12 protein-coding genes and 1 pseudogene are annotated in these 18,348 nt (G+C 59.0%); 5 read left to right on the top strand and 8 right to left on the bottom strand.

Translation table 11 applies throughout. The features are described 5' to 3' along the window. Positions 1-369 precede the first annotated feature (369 nt). Positions 370-1,086, bottom strand: a complete 717-nt coding sequence (gene pcsA, locus AB1462_RS28200; protein ID WP_090404995.1) for a phosphatidylcholine synthase — start codon at positions 1,084-1,086, stop codon at positions 370-372. A gap of 148 nt (positions 1,087-1,234) precedes the next feature. Then, positions 1,235-2,161 (bottom strand): class I SAM-dependent methyltransferase, encoded by a 927-nt coding sequence (locus AB1462_RS28195; RefSeq protein WP_090410019.1) that lies wholly within the window; start codon positions 2,159-2,161, stop codon positions 1,235-1,237. Positions 2,162-2,352: 191 nt separating this feature from the next. Between AB1462_RS28195 and mdeB the strand changes: the two genes are divergently transcribed. Beyond that, positions 2,353-5,031 (top strand): alpha-ketoglutarate dehydrogenase, encoded by a 2,679-nt coding sequence (gene mdeB, locus AB1462_RS28190; RefSeq protein ID WP_367248572.1) that lies wholly within the window; start codon positions 2,353-2,355, stop codon positions 5,029-5,031. Positions 5,032-5,084: 53 nt separating this feature from the next. On the opposite strand, the gene AB1462_RS28185 is transcribed toward mdeB, so the two are convergent. After that, the gene (locus AB1462_RS28185; protein WP_367248571.1) at positions 5,085-5,573 is read right to left on the bottom strand and encodes a DUF1289 domain-containing protein; all 489 of its coding nucleotides are present in this window, start codon (positions 5,571-5,573) and stop codon (positions 5,085-5,087) included. 195 nt (positions 5,574-5,768) lie between these two features. On the opposite strand from AB1462_RS28185, the pseudogene AB1462_RS28180 reads away from it, so the two are divergent. Continuing rightward, positions 5,769-6,072 (top strand): annotated as a pseudogene (locus AB1462_RS28180) (putative quinol monooxygenase). A gap of 86 nt (positions 6,073-6,158) precedes the next feature. Here AB1462_RS28180 and AB1462_RS28175 read toward each other — a convergent pair. From AB1462_RS28175 to AB1462_RS28165, 3 genes are all read right to left on the bottom strand, one after another. Further along, positions 6,159-6,383 carry a DUF2188 domain-containing protein gene (locus AB1462_RS28175; protein WP_367248569.1) on the bottom strand — a complete coding sequence of 75 codons (225 nt, stop codon included), beginning with the start codon at positions 6,381-6,383 and terminating at the stop codon, positions 6,159-6,161. Between the two features lie 311 nt (positions 6,384-6,694). Beyond that, entirely contained in the window at positions 6,695-7,945 is a 1,251-nt protein-coding gene (locus tag AB1462_RS28170; RefSeq protein WP_003173711.1) for a ribonucleotide-diphosphate reductase subunit beta, read from the bottom strand. A gap of 233 nt (positions 7,946-8,178) precedes the next feature. Beyond that, positions 8,179-9,591, bottom strand: coding sequence for a PLP-dependent aminotransferase family protein (locus AB1462_RS28165; protein WP_367248566.1), 1,413 nt, complete (start codon positions 9,589-9,591; stop codon positions 8,179-8,181). A 124-nt stretch (positions 9,592-9,715) separates the two neighbouring features. On the opposite strand from AB1462_RS28165, the gene AB1462_RS28160 reads away from it, so the two are divergent. The 3 genes from AB1462_RS28160 to AB1462_RS28150 all read left to right on the top strand — a co-directional run bounded on the left by AB1462_RS28160 (position 9,716) and on the right by AB1462_RS28150 (position 12,789). Continuing rightward, positions 9,716-10,348 carry a LysE family translocator gene (locus tag AB1462_RS28160; RefSeq protein WP_259195064.1) on the top strand — a complete coding sequence of 211 codons (633 nt, stop codon included), beginning with the start codon at positions 9,716-9,718 and terminating at the stop codon, positions 10,346-10,348. Positions 10,349-10,454: 106 nt separating this feature from the next. Further along, positions 10,455-11,513 (top strand): diguanylate cyclase, encoded by a 1,059-nt coding sequence (locus AB1462_RS28155; RefSeq protein ID WP_367248563.1) that lies wholly within the window; start codon positions 10,455-10,457, stop codon positions 11,511-11,513. A 46-nt stretch (positions 11,514-11,559) separates the two neighbouring features. Further along, positions 11,560-12,789 carry a M20/M25/M40 family metallo-hydrolase gene (locus tag AB1462_RS28150; protein WP_259195065.1) on the top strand — a complete coding sequence of 410 codons (1,230 nt, stop codon included), beginning with the start codon at positions 11,560-11,562 and terminating at the stop codon, positions 12,787-12,789. A 177-nt stretch (positions 12,790-12,966) separates the two neighbouring features. Here AB1462_RS28150 and AB1462_RS28145 read toward each other — a convergent pair whose 3' ends face one another. Both AB1462_RS28145 and AB1462_RS28140 read right to left on the bottom strand, forming a co-directional pair. Then, positions 12,967-13,617, bottom strand: a complete 651-nt coding sequence (locus AB1462_RS28145; RefSeq protein ID WP_367248562.1) for a hypothetical protein — start codon at positions 13,615-13,617, stop codon at positions 12,967-12,969. 2 nt (positions 13,618-13,619) lie between these two features. Then, the gene (locus AB1462_RS28140; protein ID WP_367248560.1) at positions 13,620-18,311 is read right to left on the bottom strand and encodes an RHS repeat-associated core domain-containing protein; all 4,692 of its coding nucleotides are present in this window, start codon (positions 18,309-18,311) and stop codon (positions 13,620-13,622) included. Positions 18,312-18,348: the final 37 nt, after the last annotated feature.

Raw genomic sequence — 18,348 nt, 5'->3', positions numbered from 1 at the left:
ATTTCGCTTTCAGAAACGCTACTTCAGCATCGCCAAAGGACTGCTTGGGCAACACATCGCAATACGCCCTAACGCTGAAAGCGATGGCTTGTTTGACGTCTATTTCTGCCATCACTTTTTACGGACCGTCGACGTGAATAGCCCTGACTACGGCGCATAATGTGTCCACTATGTCCCCGCACAGGTGTCAACCATGTGTCCGGTCCGTACAGGCCTTTCCAAAAGTGAGCCGCCGTAAGGGCGGAACCATAGGCAGCCGTTACCGCAGCAACGGATATGTACCCTGTCTGATCCAAAAAAATGGTCGGCCCAAAGGACGCCATCGGGAGCAAGCCCCCTCCCACATTTTGCCCACGGTGTGTCAGTTGGCTATTTGTGAGTCCCCATCCACTCCAGCGCCGTGCGCCACACGCAAATCCCGAGGAAATACGCCGACATCACCGACCACAACCCAAACGTCCACGGGTTGGTGTTGGGATAATCCACCACCATCAAAAAGCTGCACAGCAACCAGATGGTGGTCACTGCGATATTGATCGGCATGAACCGCTTGACCCGAAACGGGTGCAGGAACTTCATCGGCGTCACGGTCAGCAGGGCCAGGCCGATCACCGTCAGCAAGGTGACCCAGGCGGCCGGCTGGATGATGTACACACACAAGGCCACTACGTTCCAGGCGGCAGGGAAGCCGACGAAGTAGTTGTCCTTGCTCTTCATGTTCACGTTGCAGAAGCAGAACAGCGATGACACCAGGATCACCGACACCGTGAACAGGTGGGTAAAGTCCGGCAGGTCGATATAGCGATAGATAAACAGTGCCGGGATAAACACATAGGTGAGGTAGTCGATCACCAGGTCCAGTACCGAGCCGTCAAAGCTGGGCAATACCGTACTGACATTGACCCGTCGTGCCAGGGAGCCATCGACGCCGTCTACCACCAGTGCCAGGCCCAGCCAGAGCAGGCAGGCCTTGGGTGAGTTTTCCAGCAACGCCAGGGTGGCCAGGAAGGCCAATACCACACCGGTGGCGGTAAAGCCGTGGGCGCCCCAGGCTTTGATTCTGGCTACATGCAGGGTCGATATCACGGGCGGTTCTCCAAAAGGTGAAACGGGGCAGCCGACGACGTAACGCCGTCGAGTCTGGCCGGGGGATGCAGGTATCGACCGGGAAGGGGGGGATAAGGTTCACCACCCGGTGTATCTCTTAGCGTAGCAAGCGTAGGACGTTTCGGCATCAGCCTTGGCGGAACACCAGCGCCTTCAAGCCACTTTGCGCGTCGATATCCGGAAATTCCGGCGGGTTTTGCAGCCGTTCGATAAAGCGCAGGCCCGGTGCTTCGCGGGTGACGCCGTCGATCAGGAAGTCTTCGCCAAAGGCCGGATCGTTCATGCACGCCAGGACAGTGCCCTGGGCCGTGAGCAAGTCCGGCAGGCGACGCAACACGCGCTGGTAGTCCTTGGTCAGCAGGAAACTGCCTTTCTGGAAGGACGGCGGGTCGATGATCACCAGGTCGTAGGGGCCGCTGTGGGTGACCTTGGCCCAGGATTTGAACAGGTCGTGGCCGAGGAAGGTGACCTTGCTCAGGTCATGACCGTTCAGGCGGTGGTTATCGCGGCCCCGGCTCAGGGCGCCACGGGCCATGTCCAGGTTTACCACGTGGCTGGCGCCGCCCTCGATGGCCGCGACCGAGAACCCGCAGGTGTAGGCAAACAGGTTGAGCACGCGCTGGCCCTTGGCCTGCTCGCGCACCCAGTTGCGGCCGTAACGCATGTCGAGAAACAACCCGCTGTTCTGCTTTTTGCCCAGGTCGATCAGGTAGCGCAGGCCGCCTTCGGTGATGGTCAACTCGTCGATGGCTGCGCCCACCAGCCATTCGGTGGTGCTTTGCGGCAGGTAGCGGTGTTGCAGTGCCACGGTGTGCGCGCCGAATTGGGCCCAGTCGAAGTCGATCAACAGCTGTTTCAACGCATCCAGGTGGGTCGCTTCGGGCTCCTTGAACAGCGCGACCAGGACCACGCCTTGCAGCCAGTCCACGGTCAATTGCTCCAGGCCCGGCCAGCAACGGCCACGGCCGTGGAACAGGCGCCGGGTTTCGGCAGGGGCGCTGGCCAGGGCGGTGAGCAGGTGGGCATGCAGGGTAGCGAGTGCGTCTGGGTTCATCATTAAGCGTCGGTCATTGAGCGGGCGGCATTTTAAACACAATGGTAGGGTTTCGGGGTGTTTGAGCACAACGTGCTGGGAAAATGCCGATGGGCAGTGATTCATGCTCAAAATGCAGCGAACTGCGCCTGATAACAGGCAAAAAATCCTCTGGTACCGACATAAACTGGAAAAAAAGCCCGGAGGTGCCCATGAACGGTTTCGCGAGTGCAGTGAATCACACAGTCCAGGATCAACAAGAGCTGGACGAATGGCGCGACGCCCTGGCTTCGTTGGTAGCCAATGCCGGCCCTGAGCGCGCACGCCAGATCCTCGACCTGCTGGCCCGCGACGGCAGCGCCCCGCCTATCGATTGGAAACCCCGCCATGGCACGCCCTACATCAACAGCATCAGCGTCGAGCAGCAACCGGCGTTTCCCGGCGACCTGGCCACCGAAGAGCGCCTGGCCTCGCTGGTGCGCTGGAACGCCCTGGCCATGGTGGTGCGGGCCAACCAGGCGTATGGCGAGCTCGGCGGCCACATTGCCAGCTATGCCAGTGCGGCGGATTTGTTCGAGGTGGGCTTCAATCACTTTTTCCGCGCCCGCAATCATGACTTTGGCGGCGACCTGGTGTTCTACCAACCGCATTCGGCCCCTGGCATTTATGCGCGCGCCTTCCTTGAAGGGCGCTTGAGCGAGGACGACCTGGCTCACTATCGCCAGGAACTCGGCGGCGCCAAGGCCGGCGTGCGCGGGCTGTCCAGCTACCCGCACCCGTGGTTGATGCCGGACTTCTGGCAGTTCCCCACCGGTTCCATGGGCATTGGCCCCATCAGTTCGATTTTCCAGGCACGTTTCATGCGCTATCTGCAGCATCGCGGCCTGCAGGACACCGCCGAGCGCCACGTGTGGGGGGTATTCGGCGACGGCGAGATGGACGAGCCGGAAAGCATGTCGGCCCTGACCCTGGCCGCGCGCGAAGGCCTCGACAACCTGACCTGGGTGGTCAACTGCAACCTGCAACGCCTCGACGGCCCGGTACGTGGCAACGGGCGGATCATCGACGAACTGGAAGCGCTGTTCGCGGGTGCAGGCTGGAACGTGATCAAGTTGGTCTGGGGTTCGGACTGGGACGTCTTGCTCGCCAAGGATGCCGACGGTTCACTGGTCAACACGTTGTCAAACACCGTGGACGGCCAGTTCCAGACCTTCGCCGCCAAGGATGGCGCCTACAACCGCGAGCACTTCTTCGGCCAGAGCGAGGCGCTGGCCAAGCTGGTCGAGGGCCTGAGCGATGAGCAGATCGACCGCCTCAAGCGTGGCGGCCATGACATGGTCAAGATCCACGCCGCCTATCACGCGGCGCGCCGGGTCAAGGGCAAGCCTACGGTGATCCTGGCCCAGACCAAAAAAGGCTTCGGCATGGGCGAGGCGGGGCAGGGCAGGATGACCACTCACCAGCAGAAGAAGCTCGATCGCGAGGCGCTGCTCGCGTTCCGCAACCGCTTCCAGTTGCCGCTGAGCGATGAGCAGGCCGAATCGCTGAGCTTCTTCAAACCCACGGATGACAGCCTTGAGTTGCGCTACCTGCATCAGCGGCGCACGGCCTTGGGCGGTTATGTGCCCAGCCGTAGCCAGGCCGCAGCACCGGTGAACGTACCGACCGTGAGCGGTTACGCCGGTTTCGCCACGGCGGCCGATGGCAAGGAAATGTCCACCACCATGGCCTTCGTGCGCATGCTGACCAACCTGCTCAAGGACAAGGCGCTCGGCCCGCGCATCGTGCCCATCGTGGCGGACGAGGCGCGTACTTTTGGCATGGCCAACCTGTTCAAGCAGATCGGTATCTATTCCAGCGTCGGTCAGCGCTATGAGCCGGAAGACATCGGCTCGATCCTCAGCTACCGCGAGGCCACTGACGGGCAGATTCTTGAAGAGGGCATCAGCGAAGCCAGTGCCATCAGTTCCTGGGTGGCAGCGGCCACCAGCTACTCGGTGCATGGCCTGCGCATGTTGCCGTTCTACATCTATTACTCGATGTTCGGCTTCCAGCGCGTCGGTGACCTGATCTGGGCCGCCGCCGACCAGCGCGCCCGTGGTTTCCTGCTCGGCGCCACGGCCGGGCGTACCACCCTCGGCGGCGAGGGCTTGCAGCATCAAGACGGCAGCAGCCATCTTACCGCCGCCACCGTGCCCAACTGCCGCGCCTACGATCCGGCGTTTGCCGGGGAGTTTGCGGTGATCCTCGACCACGGCATGCGCCAGATGCTGGAACAGGATGTGGACGAGTTCTACTACGTGACCCTGATGAACGAAAACTACCCGCAGCCGAGCCTGCCCGAAGGCGTGGAAGCGGCGATTATCAAGGGCCTGTATCGCCTGGAAGGCGCCGCCGATGCCAGCGTGCGCCTGCTCGGTTCGGGGACGTTGCTGCGTGAGGCCCAGGCCGCCGCGCGGTTACTGGCTGAGGATTGGCACGTGGCGAGCGAGGTGTACAGCGTCACCAGTTTCAGCGAACTGGCGCGGGAGGCGCGGGACGTGGAGCGTTGGAACCGCCTGCATCCACAGGCCGGCAAGCGCGCCAGTCACCTGAATGACTGCCTGCCGACAGGTGCACCAGTGGTTGCCGTGTCTGATTACGTCCGTGCGGTGCCGCAGATGATCGCGTCCTATCTGGACTCCAGCTACACCGTGCTCGGCACCGATGGGTTTGGTCGCAGTGATACACGGGCGGCATTGCGCGATTTCTTCGAGGTGGATCGGCATCACATCGTGTTGGCGGCGCTTAGCGCGTTGGTGGAGCAGGGGAGCCTTGAGCGGCAGGTATGCCAGCAGGCAATTGAGCGATATGGCTTGCAGACGGATCGCGCAGCTTCCTGGGCCTGCTAATCCCTCCGTAGCAGCTGCCGGGCCTCGCCAAGGCTCGGCAGTTGCTACGACGGTCACAGACTGCTGGCGATGAGGGGCTGGCCGAACACTTCGCGTATAAACCCCGGCGCGATATACCGTTCGTAATGCGCCTCGGACAGCAGGAAAAACTCCCGGTCAATCGCATCGCGCAAATCCGCCAGGCTGCGCTCGCGAAACTCCGGCAACAACGTCAACCCATATGCATCCAGCCTGGAAATCACCCGTGCGCCCCGGGCAATCAACTGGTACGCCCAGCAATACGGCGACTGGTGCGGCATAAAACGAATCTTGCGGTCTTCCAATTGCTGGCGCAGGCGCTGCGGGTCGAGCACTTCCAGCTTGCTGGCCATCACCTGCACCAGCAACTGCTCAAGGCGCAGCCACACCGCCTGCTTTTCCTCGGCGTTGTAGCCATTCCACTGGATTACTTCATGGTGATAACGCTTGCAGCCTCGGCAGACCAGGTCCCCGTAAACGGTGGAGCACAGGCCTATGCAGGGCGTCTTGATAGGGTGAGGCATTTTCAAGCCTTTGAAGAAAGTGGAAGCGTGTTTTGTCGGTGTTTCTTTATCGCCTAGTGGGCAACGATGAAGTCAGTCCATTGAGAGCACCCATCATTCGATCCCCGATCAAACCGTCTGGCTGCTGGCTGGCGCCCTGACAATTGCCGACATCGCCGGATGCACCAGTGCCCCCCCCCTGAAAGAGTCACTACCATGTACAAACCCTTGGTCTCCCTCGCCGTACTTAAGTAAGGCCAAACTCGGCCAGCAAGAGGCCCTCAAGGCAGGCTTGTTGACTCTGATCGAACCGAAGGGAGCCGAGCCCGGTGACGTTGATTACGTGTTGTTTGAACGACGAGATGAACCCGGTACGTTCTAAATGCGTGAGGCGTTCACAAACCTGGCGGCACCCGATGCGCATTTTGAGACGACGTACTTCCAACGCTTTGCCGCAACGGCGGGTGATTTGCTCAGCGAGCCTTTGCAATTGATCTTTTCGGAACCGGTTTCGAATTGAGGTATCCCATGGGCCGCTTTAGAGCGGTCCATGGGTCAAAGGCTAGTTTCTAGACCCATCAGAAGCACACCCTTGAGATATTGCTCTTAGCCCTTTGGCGGAAATGGGTCGTCTCCGTAAGTATTCCGCTCGCGAATCTGGCCATTCTGTCCATGGATGAACATTTCGCTCTCCTGGTTTATTGCAATTTCACGAGCAAGCTTAATAGCTTCTGCTTGTGTACTGACGACCTTCGTGGCTTTTGAGTTTCCTGCACCTTTTACGGCCCAGTCGTTGCCATGCGGGACTACATGTTGATTTTTTTTAGACATGATTAATGGCCTTTTCAAGTTTGATGTCTGAACGGCAAATAATTTGCCTGCTCATCCGGGTTAATTTGGAGCCCAAGATATCGTGCAGATTCTTGTCTCCGACGATAAGCCGTTGACACCGCTTGAGGGTCCTCCATAATCACGCCGCGCATTTCCTCAAATGCATTCGTGATTGTGGTTTTTCCCCAACCGCGGCCCGTATAGGTGGGCTTTGTTCACCTCTCCGGTCAAGACCCATAGCAGCCGCTCGAACGGTTGCTGTGGGTTTCTTGTTTCTGGTCCCTTGTATTTCAGTCCCGACGTTATAGAGATCAATCCCAGCTCAGCGCACCGCCGGTCTGATACTCGATTACACGGGTCTCAAAGAAATTCTTCTCTTTCTTCAAGTCCATGATTTCACTCATCCAAGGGAACGGGTTAGTCGTCCCTGGATACTCTTCCTTCAAGCCAATCTGCGACAGGCGACGGTTAGCGATGAACTTGAGGTAATCCTCCATCATCGCCGCGTTCATCCCCAGCACCCCACGCGGCATGGTATCCCGCGCATATTCAATCTCCAGTTGAGTCCCTTGCAGGATCATCTGGGTCGCTTCTTCCTTCATCTCGGCATCCCACAAATGTGGGTTTTCGATTTTGATCTGGTTGATCACGTCGATACCGAAGTTCAGGTGCATCGATTCATCGCGCAGGATGTACTGGAACTGCTCGGCCACACCGGTCATTTTGTTGCGGCGGCCCATGGACAGGATCTGGGTGAAGCCGCAGTAGAAGAAGATGCCTTCCAGCACGCAGTAGTAGGCGACCAGGTTGCGCAGCAGTTCCTTGTCGGTGTCGACGGTGCCGGTTTCGAACTTCGGATCGGAGATCGAGCGGGTGTATTTCAGGCCCCAGGCGGCTTTTTTGGCCACCGATGGGATCTCGTGGTACATGTTGAAGATCTCGCCTTCGTCCATGGCCAACGATTCGATGCAGTACTGGTAGGCGTGGGTGTGGATCGCTTCTTCGAAGGCCTGGCGCAGGATGTACTGGCGGCACTCCGGGTTGGTGATCAGGCGGTATACGGCCAGCACCAGGTTGTTGGCGACCAACGAATCCGCAGTGGAGAAGAAGCCGAGGTTGCGCATGACGATGCGGCGCTCGTCGTCGGTCAGGCCTTCGGGGTTTTTCCACAGGGCGATGTCGGCGGTCATGTTGACCTCCTGCGGCATCCAGTGGTTGGCGCAGCCGTCGAGGTACTTCTGCCAGGCCCAGTCGTACTTGAAAGGCACGAGTTGGTTGAGGTCGGCGCGGCAGTTGATCATGCGCTTTTCGTCAACGGCGACGCGGGCGGAGGCGCCTTCGAGTTCGGCGAGGCCTTCGGCGACGTCGAGTTTGTCGAGGGCAGCCTTGGCGCGGATGATCGCGGCCGAGTCGTTGGCGGTCACGTTGCGCGCTTCCAGGGCGGCAGCGGCGCCGGCACCGTCGAGGCGGTCCATGTTGGCTTCGCTGGCGTGGCCGGCGTTGGCGCCCTTGATCACTGCTGCACCGGTGTCCTCGTTGTCGACTTCATCCCAACTCAGCATTGAAATACTCCCTTCTGTTCTGTTCTGACGGCGTGTGAACCCGTCCAAAAAAATCTGATTTGCAGGCTGCCAGGCATTGAAATACTGCGCAGAGTGTGGTCGGTCAATACCGATACTGCACACTATGTAGTGGTCTGTTCTGTTTGTGGGCACACTATATGGTGTGTAACAGAACCGGTCAACGCACAAGAAGGGATCGAACGTCGCAGGGACGGCAGAACCGCCGCTGCGGTTCAGGACCTGCGCCCGGCCTTCAGTAACAGCGCTTCAAACACCTGCTGCACCCGTGGCTCATCACTGTGGGCCACGTTGAAACGCATCGAATTGCGATGGGCCGGGTCGTAGCCGAAGAGCGCGCCCGGCGCCAGTACCATGCTGTGTTTCAACGCTTCCTGGGCCAACAGCTCGCCGTTCACACCCGCTGGCAGGCTTGCCCAGATGAACATCCCGCCTTCATAGGCCATCGGCAACTCACACCCGCAGCGCCGCAGCCATTGCTCCACACGCCCGCCTGCCTCCATCAGGCGTTGGACCATGCGCTTGCGGTGCTTGGCGTAGCTGCCTTCGCTGAGCATGCGGTAGACGATCTGCTCGAACAGCTCCGAGGTCACGCCGCCGCTCATCAACTTCATATTGGTCAGGTTGGCAGCCAGTTGCGGCGCGGCCACCACGAAGCTGACCCGGGTGTTGGCGCTGAGGATCTTCGAGAAACCCGACAGGTAGGTGACCTGGTCCAGCCCGGCAACGGTTGCCAGGCGCGGCGGCGGGTTGGGGTGCAGGTCGCCGTAAAGATCGTCCTCGACGATATGGCAGTGGTACTGCTGGGTCAGTTGCAACAGGCGAAACGCTTGGCTGGGACTGAAGGAATGGCCGGTCGGGTTGTGCAGCACGCTGGTGGTCAGGTACAGGCTGGGGCGGTGTTCGGCCAGCAGCTGTTCGAGGGCGCTGAAATCGAAACCGTCGGGGCGGCGTTGGAGGGTCACCACCTTGACGCCGTGCAGGGCCAGGTTGGCGTGGAAGTTGAAATAGCACGGTGCGTCGAGCAGCACCGTGTCGCCGGGACGTGCGAGCAGGCGCATCAGCATGTCCAGGCCTTGCACGGTGTTGGGGGTGGTGATGATCTGTTCCACCGGCACCGACAGGCCTTCGCCGTGCAGCTTGTGTTGCAGTGCCTGGCGCAGTGGCAATAACCCGGCCGGAGTGCCCAGCCCGGCGATGCGCAACGACGGCGCGCGCACCACGCCGCGCATGGCCTGGCGGATGGTCTCGGTGTTCAGCCATGCTTCCGGCAGGTGGCCGCTGCCGGGGCGCAACTCGCCGCCGGCGGTGACCAGCGGGCGACGCAGGACGCTGAGTAGATCCTGGGGCAGCAGGTCGACCCACGCCACCGAGGCCGGGCGCGCGCTGTCCATCGCCACAAAGTAGCCACGCCCCTGGCTGGAGGTCAGCAGGTTGCGCCCGCGCAGGCGGTCGAGGGCTTCGTTGAGGGTGAACTTGCTGACGCCCAGGGTCTGGGTCAACTCTCGCACCGACGGCAACTTGCTGCCGGGTGCCCATTCGCCGCTCTCGATGCGCTGGCTGAACGTCTCGACGATCTGCTGCACCTTGGGTGTGCCGTCCACGAACGCGATGGCGGATACAAACATAAACCGTCCTTGTGTTTGCCGGTGCTTTTACCGGTGAAGTTCGGCTGGATTAGGCCTGACTTTACCTGCCTTGTGCAACGTCGCTTGCCTAGACTGCAGGCCTTCTCACCCTAGGTCCAAGGCCATGACCAGCGCATTGACGCTCTCTTCGTTTATCTACTTCCTGCTGTTTTGCGCCACCATGACCTTCAGCCCCGGCCCCATGACCCTGCTGCTGTTGAGCCTGGGCCTGAAGGATGGCTTGCGCAGTTCGATCCCGGCGCAGATCGGCGCCAGTGTGTCGTACCTGATTTCGATCCTGGTCTTTGCCGTGGGCTTTTCGGAACTGATCAAGGGCAACCTCGCCATCACTCAGGGCATCCAGATTGTCGGTGTGGCCTACATCCTCTACCTGGCCTACAAGCAGTGGACCAGCAGCGGCGTTGCCATAGACCAGGCTGCTGGCGTAGAGGGCGCACGCCGCTTGTTCGGCAAGGGTTTGCTGACCGGGTTCTCCAACCCCAAGACCCTCATCATGTTCAGCGCCGTGTTCCCACAGTTCGCCGGGGCAGGGGAGCACAGTTCGGCGGCGGATATCGCCATCCTCGGGGCGACCTTCCTGGTGCTGCAATTTGCCAGCGGTTGCCTGTATTGCTACTTCGGCCAGCGCATCAGGCTCGTGCTGGAAAACCCCGAGCGCCGTGTGCTGTTGCAGCGGATCACGGCGGTGCTGTTGCTGGGTGTGGCGTGGATGCTGGCCCGGGGCTTTTCCCACTAAGCGTTTTGGATGGGTTTTTTGCCTGGGAGGTGAGCTTATGAGTGGTGGTGGCTAATTGCTGGCGCCCTGATAGACTCCAGGCATTCATCCAGGATTACAGCCGTCCATGCCAGCCGCCGGAGGAAAAGGACTTCCGCTCGCTACCCGTTTGTATAAATCCCGCACCTTAGGGCTGACGCTCGGTTTTGTGTGCGTGGTGTTTGGCATGTACCCGCTGGATCCACCCCCGTGGGTGTGGGCCTGGATGGTCATCAACGCGTTCGTCTGGCCGGTCGTGGCCTTTCAACTCTCGTTGCGTACCGCCAATGCGTTGCGCAGCGAGCGCCGTAACCTGCTGTTCGATTCGTTTTGCGGCGGTTTCTGGGTCGCTGCCATGCACTTCAACCCGCTGCCCGGTGTGACGACGCTGTCGATGATGACCATGAACAACGTGGCCATCGGCGGTCCGCGTTTCATGCTGGCGGGTTGGGTGGCGCAGGCGGTCGGCATCGGCACCTCGCTGTTGATATTCACCCCAGCCTTTATCGCCACGACCACCCCGATCCAGCTCTATGCCTGCCTGCCGATTCTGACGCTGTATCCGCTGGCGCTGGGCTGGATCTGTTACCGCCAGGCGGTGACCCTGGCCCGGCATAAACGCGAATTACTGGCGCTGAGCCGCACCGACAGCTTGACCGACTTGCTCAACCATGGCGCCTGGAAAGACCACCTGGAGATCGAGTTCCAACGCTGCCGCCGCGAACAGCAAGGGGCCGCGATTGCGTTGATCGACATCGACCATTTCAAACTCATCAATGACACCTATGGCCACGTCACCGGCGACATCGTGCTGCGTCAGCTCAGCAAAGTGCTGCGCCAGAACCTGCGGGTCACCGACCTGGCCGGACGCTATGGCGGTGATGAATTCTGCGTGATCCTGCCGGGCATGTCGCTCAACCGCGCGACCGAAGTGATGGATGCGTTGCGCGATCGCTTCAACGCGTTGGCGTACGCCCAGGACGCTTCATTGCGCGCCAGCTTGAGTATCGGCCTAGCGCCGTATCAACCGGAGCACGCCGATTCCACCACGTGGCTCAACGATGCAGACCTGGCGCTGTATGAAGCCAAGAGCAGCGGGCGCAACCGGGTCAGTTCGGTGCAAGGCACTTGGTTGCGGTCGGTCTAGTGGGGTAGGGTGAGGCGGCACCCCAACAAACAACAAGGATCGGTTCATGCCCTTCACCTTCCCGCGTACCCTCCTGGCCGCCACGCTGGCCTTGTCCTTCGCACTCCCGGCCTACAGCGCCGAACCCCACAAGCAGATCCAGGCGGACGCCGAGCAGTACAAGGCCCCGGCCCTGAAACTGCTGGAGCGCCTGGTGAATATCGACTCGGGTTCCGGCTACGGGCCAGGCCTGACCCAGGTCAGTGATATCGCCGTCGATGAACTCAAACAGCTGGGCTTCACCATTGAACGGGTGCCGGATGCCGCCGCCAACAGCAGCCATGTGATCGCCACCCTCAAGGGCAGCGGCAAGGCCAAAATCCTGCTGATGGCCCACATGGACACCGTGTTCAAGGAAGGCTCGGCGGCCGAACGGCCATTTCACATCAAGGACGGCCGCGCCTATGGTCCCGGCGTGATGGATGACAAAGGTGGCATCGTCGCCGGCATCTACGCGCTCAAAGTCCTGAAAAACCAGGGCTTCAAGGACTACGCACAGATTACCTTCCTGCTCGATGCCAGCGAAGAAACCGGTTCCGACATCGCCTCTGAACTGATCCGCAACACCGCCAAGGCCCACGACGTCACGCTGAACCTCGAACCCGGCCGCCCGGCCGACGGCCTGGTGGTGTGGCGCAAAGGCAGTGCCACCGCGGTGGTCGAAGTCAAAGGCAAAGCCGCCCACGCCGGCGTCGCCCCGGAGCTGGGGCGCAACGCCGCCATGGAAGCCGCGCACCAGATTCTGCAACTGGGCAAACTCGGTGATGAAGAAAAGAAGACCACCATCAACTTCACCGTGATCAAGGCGGGCGACCGCACCAACGTCATCCCCGACCAAGCCACCGCCAAGGCCGACGTGCGCGCGGCGTTGCCGGAAGAGTTTGATCGGATCGAGAAAGACTTGGTGCGGGTCTCCGCCAACAAGCTGATCCCGGAAACCGAAGTGACCACCACCTTGAAACGCGGCCTGCCGCCCATGCCGCAGACGCCGGAGTCGGACAAACTGGTGGCGATTGCCCAAGGGATTTATGGGGAGCTGGGTAAAAAATTGACCATTGAAGGCAGCGGCGGGGCGGCGGATGCCAGTTTGTCAGCCGGTGTGGGCACGCCGACGTTGGATGGGTTTGGGATAGTGGGGGGGAATATTCATACGCCGGAGGAGTACGCGGAGGTGGAGAGCGTCGCGCCGCGGATCTACTTGCTGAGTCGGATGATTATGGAACTGAGTAAACGCTGATCCGCCTGTGAGGCTCACCCATTCAACTCGGCTGAGCCTTCATTCCTTGTGGCGAGCAGGCTTGCCCTGCGTTGGGCTGCGCAGCCGGCCCAAACCTAAACCCACCGATCTACCTGAATAATCGCATCGCCCTGACGGGGGCCGCGGTTTTATTGTGGGGAGGTATATAGGTCGAAATTATATTTTTTGTTTGTTGTTTATATAGAGATGGATGTCTTCAATGCTTGTCTTGTCGAATCGGTTTTTGATTGTTTCTAAAATGTTTTTACTCTCGGTATTGGTGTGATAGATGAATTGAGCTGCGGCATGTGTATCGGATTCGTAAAACCTACATAACAATGTATCGGATTGAGACTCCAAGAATGTGCTGATTTTTTCGGGCGTAATACCATTTTCAAATATTGTCATTTTGGACCAGAGTTCGGCTATATCACTTTCTGTTTTTTGGATTATTAAGATGACGTCGTGCGAGCCTTCAAAACTCTGGTTCTTTATTTCTTTCGGATTGCCAGGGAGGTTTTTGATTGTCGAGTAAATATTGCTTTTTTCATTTTTTTTAAATAAGTCCCCGTTGTGAATCGTTTTGGCTGTGTTCTTTTTAAATAAGTGTTCCTCGCTTTTTGAATTGAATCCGGCAGTGAGTGCTGAGTCCCACTGTCTTTTAATCGACCATTTTTCTGATAGTGGTTCCATCACGGCACACCATGATTCCCAGACACTGTTGAAGTCATGACTTAATAGTGTGGTGGTAGTGAATCTTGCATCATTTGTTGGGTGTACGCTTTCCCATGGCCTTACTCCAGACTCATTTATATATACAGTTGTCATTTTTATCTCTTGAAGTAAGTGTGTGAGTCATCGCCAATTTTCAAAGGGACTTTTATGTCATGTGCGGTATTTTTGGTATTGAAATGTGGGCCATGATTGCCTTCTGTATGTCCTAGTGAGTGCTCATAAATTCTAGTAAGGTGTTTCTTTTTCAAGCTGAAAACGTACACGCGCCCCATGATATGACGATCCTGATCACGGATGGTCTCCCAATATATCTCTATCGGCTGAGTGTTTCGCGGTATGCCTCCTATCTCTTTTGCCCTTCTAAAAGCTCCGTTTCTCGACAGATTGGTATCCGAGCCTTTGGGGGGCTCTACATTTCCCTCGTTAACCTTGGCGTTTTTCTCCGGATCTTCAGCGTGATTTTTCGGTTTACATCCATCAGTACCCGGGCACCTACTCAACCCTAACGGATCCACCCACCCGATAGGGTTCGGCACGTACTGGTACGCATTGATCCCACCCGCCAACTTCACCGGGTCCGGCGTCAGGTAGCGACCAATATCCGGATTGTAGTAGCGATGGCGGTTGTAGTGCAGTCCGCTTTCCTGATCAAAGTACTGACCCTGAAAACGTAGCGGGTTGTCGATTTTGCCTTTGTCGAGTCGGCTGATCTGGCCGTAGGCGCGGTAGTGGGCGGACCAGACGATTTCGCCCTCTGGGTCTGTCAGTTCCTGTGGCGTGCCGAGGTGGTCCAGTTGGTAGTGGTAAGGCTTGGTATCTTTTGGGCCGAACCCTTCCAGCAGTGCCAGCGGACGAAAACTGTCCGGTTCATAGAGATAGGTGCGATGGCGTTCCGCATGGTGCTCGGCAATCAGCTTGTCGCCTTGCCAGAAAAACTCCGTCGTTAGGCCGTCAACGGCTTTGCTGATTCGTCGGCCAAACGGGTCGTAGCGATAGCTCGCGGTTTGCCCGTTGGGTTGGGTAATGTCGATCAGCCGGTGCTGACAGTCATAACGATATTCGGTGACGAGTTGATGGCCTTTGCCACGGCGTTCACGGATCAGGTTGCCGAAGGCGTCATAGTCGTAGTGACGGTCGCCCTGGATCATCAGGCGGTTGCCGGCGACGATGTCGGGGCCTGGGCGGTCGTGCATGAGCAGGTTGCCGGCAGGGGTGTGGCCGAAGCGTTCCTGCAGGTCTTGGGAGTGGTCGGCGCGGGTGAGGCGGCTTACGGGATCGTAGTGGTAGTGGTGTTCGCCTTTGCGGGTGTCGAGCAGGCGGGTGAGGTTGCCGGTTTTGTCGTAGTTGTATTGACGTTGGTAGAGGTGATCTTGTTGCTGGGTGATCGCGTGGGCGTGCAGGCGTTGCTGGTCGTCGTAGTGGTAGTGGCTGAGGAGTTGGCCTTGTTGGCGTTGGTGTTCTTGGCCGGCCTTGAACAGATGGGAGGTCAGCGGCGCGCCGTTTAATTCGACGTTGGCGAGGTGGCCGCCTTTGCTGTGGTTGAACACCAAGCGGTTGTTGTCGGGCAGGCGCAGGTTTTTAAGTTGGCCGCAGGCGTCGTAGCCGTAGCGCAAGGTGCCCCAGCCTTGGTGTTCGGCGGTGAGGCGGTTTTGTTGGTCGTATTCGTAGGCCAGCGCCCAGTGGCCGTCATCGACGCTGAGAAGGTTGCCCTGACGGTCGTAGGCATATTCAACAAGGCCGCCGTCGGGCAGGGTTTTTCGTACGAGGCGGTCAGCGTGATCGCGTTCGTAACGAGTGACTAACTGACTGCCATCGTCGCCGTATTCGGTCTTTTCCAGCAGATTGCCGTTGAGGTTGTAGGCATACGCCGTACGCTGCCCGTCAAACCCGGTTTCCTGCTGGATCAGCCCGTTGGGGTGATAAGCAAGTCGGTAGGTCTCGCCAACCTCGTTTTCGATCTCGGTCAGCAGTAATCGCGCATTGTCGTAGCGGTAGTTGACCTGGGTACCGTCGGCGTTGATGCGCCGACTGATCAGGTGCAGGCCGTCGGCGTATTCGTAGCGAGTAACGTGGCCCCGTTCATCGCGTTCGGCGGTGATTTTTCCGTAGGGGTTGTAGCTGTATTCCCTACAAGCACCGCCGGGTAAAGCGACACGCGTTAACCGACCGACACTGTCCCATTGGTACTGGGTCAGCGCCCCATGTTCATCCTCACGGGCAATCTGTCGGCCAAGATCGTCATAGCGGTACCGCTTGATCCCGCCATTGGGCAGTTGTTCCTCTATGAGCTGCCCACGATCATTCCACACCAGTCGCTGACAACTGTGATCGGGATACCAAACCCCAACCAGTTGCCCGTATTTGTTGTAGCTGTAGTCCGTGACATGGCCGTCGGGATCGGTCTTGCGGATGACATCGCCCTGGTCATTGCGCTCGTACTTCCAAACCGCCAGACCCCGCCTTACAACCCGTACGAAGCCATTGTCATGCTCGTAGGTTGTTGGCTCATCATCCCCGGGAAACAACGCCACCAACCGTCCGGCTTCGTCGTACTGATACGCCGTCACAGCGCCCAGAGGATCCTGCTCGACCGTCAGCCGGCCCTTGTCATCGTAGGATTTGAAGTGCTGCGCACCGTCCGGATCAATCCGCTGCACCAGCCGCGCCCGGTCGTCATGGACATACACTTCCTGGCTGCCATCGGCGTTGTGCACCGTGACACGGCCGTCGTCCCCCCAGGCATACCGCGTATCCATCTGGGAAAAACTGGCCCAATGCCGGACACATCGCGCCGCTTTGCCGGACCGTTCCCACGCCCAAAAGAAACTCGCCCCACCGGCCAGCCCACGCTCAAGAATCACGTGCTGATCGTCGTAGCGATAAACCTCGCTTTCGCCTATCGCATTGGTCGCCGAGACCAGCCGGCCAGCGTCGTCATAGGCGTAGGAAACGACGTTCTGCTCCGTGACCCAAACGTAGGGTTCACGTCCCTTGGCCCGCTGCACCTGGTAGTCCACTGCCACGATGCGGCCCGACGCATAGCGCAGGAACAGCGCACAACCCGCCCCGTTATCCAGCCGCTCAATGCGCCCCAGAAAATCCCGAGAAATCCGCAACCGGTTGTCATACGCATCACTGATCGAGACCAACACACCGTCGCGAAAGTGATAAAGCCGAGACGCCTGGGCCAACACCAACTCGTCCGGCAAAGAACCCAAATAGATCGCCGCTTCGGCCAAACTATTGGTGATTGCAGGCCGAGCAACGGTCGGCATCGGAAACGAAGTAATGCGATTCTCATGGTCCGTCCACACCACCGAATCGCCCGACACCGTAAGCCGATGCGCCAGCGAATGACTCCAACCAAACCCCAACCCGCCATCCACTTCCACCGCACTGGTGCGATATAACCGCGTCCACTCGAACGGCAAGATCCCATCCAACGTGCCATCGGTCAGGGTCAGCAATTCCTCCCCGGTAACCATCGACACCGGGCAGCCGTTGGTGACCGTCTTATCCGAAGAAGCCGCCGCATCCCCATTCAGGTTCTTCCCCGGAACAGGCACATCATCGACAAGCTCCTGCCTGACCAACACCGTTTGCTGAGTCTTCCTGCGAACCGCCGGCACCGGGTTCGAAACCACATGCTCCCCAGCCTTCAACGGCACATCCGGGATGGTCTTGATCGACGTCGCAGGGCTACCTAGCAGAACCGGTTTGGCAAGCTCGGCATGCTCATCCAGGCGAGATTTTCCGAACTCTCCAGCCATGCGCTCCAACCATCGGCGCGCACGTTGAGACTTGATGCTGCCCAGCACTTTCGTACTCATTCGCACCGCTATGCCCATCCCGGCAGTGGCAAGACACAGCAACAAATTGATCAATACTTCGGCGCTGATTTCCCCGAGCAATTCGTTCATATACGGCGGTGGCAACAGGCGCATCCAGCTGACCATTGCCGACAGATAGATGAACAGCAGCGGCTCGTCGCTGAGCACCAACAAGCCCTTGGCGAGGGTGTCGGCGCCGAGGCTCAGCAGCTTTTCAAGTTCGTCCCGAGACAGGTAATGCAGCAGTTGTTCGGCATAAGCCAACGGGTCGCCAAGCCACTGAAACAGCTGCTTGATAGTGTCCCAGAGCGAGTAAAGCGCTTCGCCGAAGCCGCGCGCGTAGGCTTGATGCAGGGAGAGGTAGCGCTTGGGGAAGCGGGCTTCGGAGTAACCCTTCCATAACGGTTCGAAGGTGGTCTCCCATTCACTGCGCAACCAACCGTCCAGCGGGGCAATAACCGACTGATAAGAGGCGTACAGCGCTTTGAAATGGTCTTTGGAGACGTTGGGGTAGAAGCTGACTCGGTACTGCTGGTTGCGATCACATTCCTTGATTTCAAGAATGCCGCTGGGTCCGATGGTTTTATGGAGGGGCTCGCCCAGGGGACCGCCGTTTGAATCGATGCGTTGCACCATCACGGGCGTATTGCCAATGGGCACGAACCGCGCGCTCTGGAACATGTGCACCAGGGTCAACGTGCCGTTTGCCTGGCACGTTGCGGTCGTGCTGCTGGGAATGAGGAAGCGGTTGATCGGCGCGACAAGCGCCACTTCATCCCCGACTTTGAAGACCTGTTCGATATCCAGCGCCGAGAAGCTGAAAAAGCTCTCCGCCCAGGCGTCGTAGGTATTGAGGCAGCGCTTGAAGTCGCTGAGGACGGATTCGACGTCTCGCGTCTTTGAATCCATGGCGGCCAGCACCAGGTAGCCAATGGCCTGGCTGCTCACCTCGATCATAAAACCGCCCCTTCAGCCGGGGCTTTAACGAAAACAA

This window comes from Pseudomonas sp. SB113 (genome assembly GCF_040754745.1).
GTDB lineage: Bacteria > Pseudomonadota > Gammaproteobacteria > Pseudomonadales > Pseudomonadaceae > Aquipseudomonas > Aquipseudomonas grimontii.
This window is presented reverse-complemented; position numbering and strand designations above follow the sequence as displayed.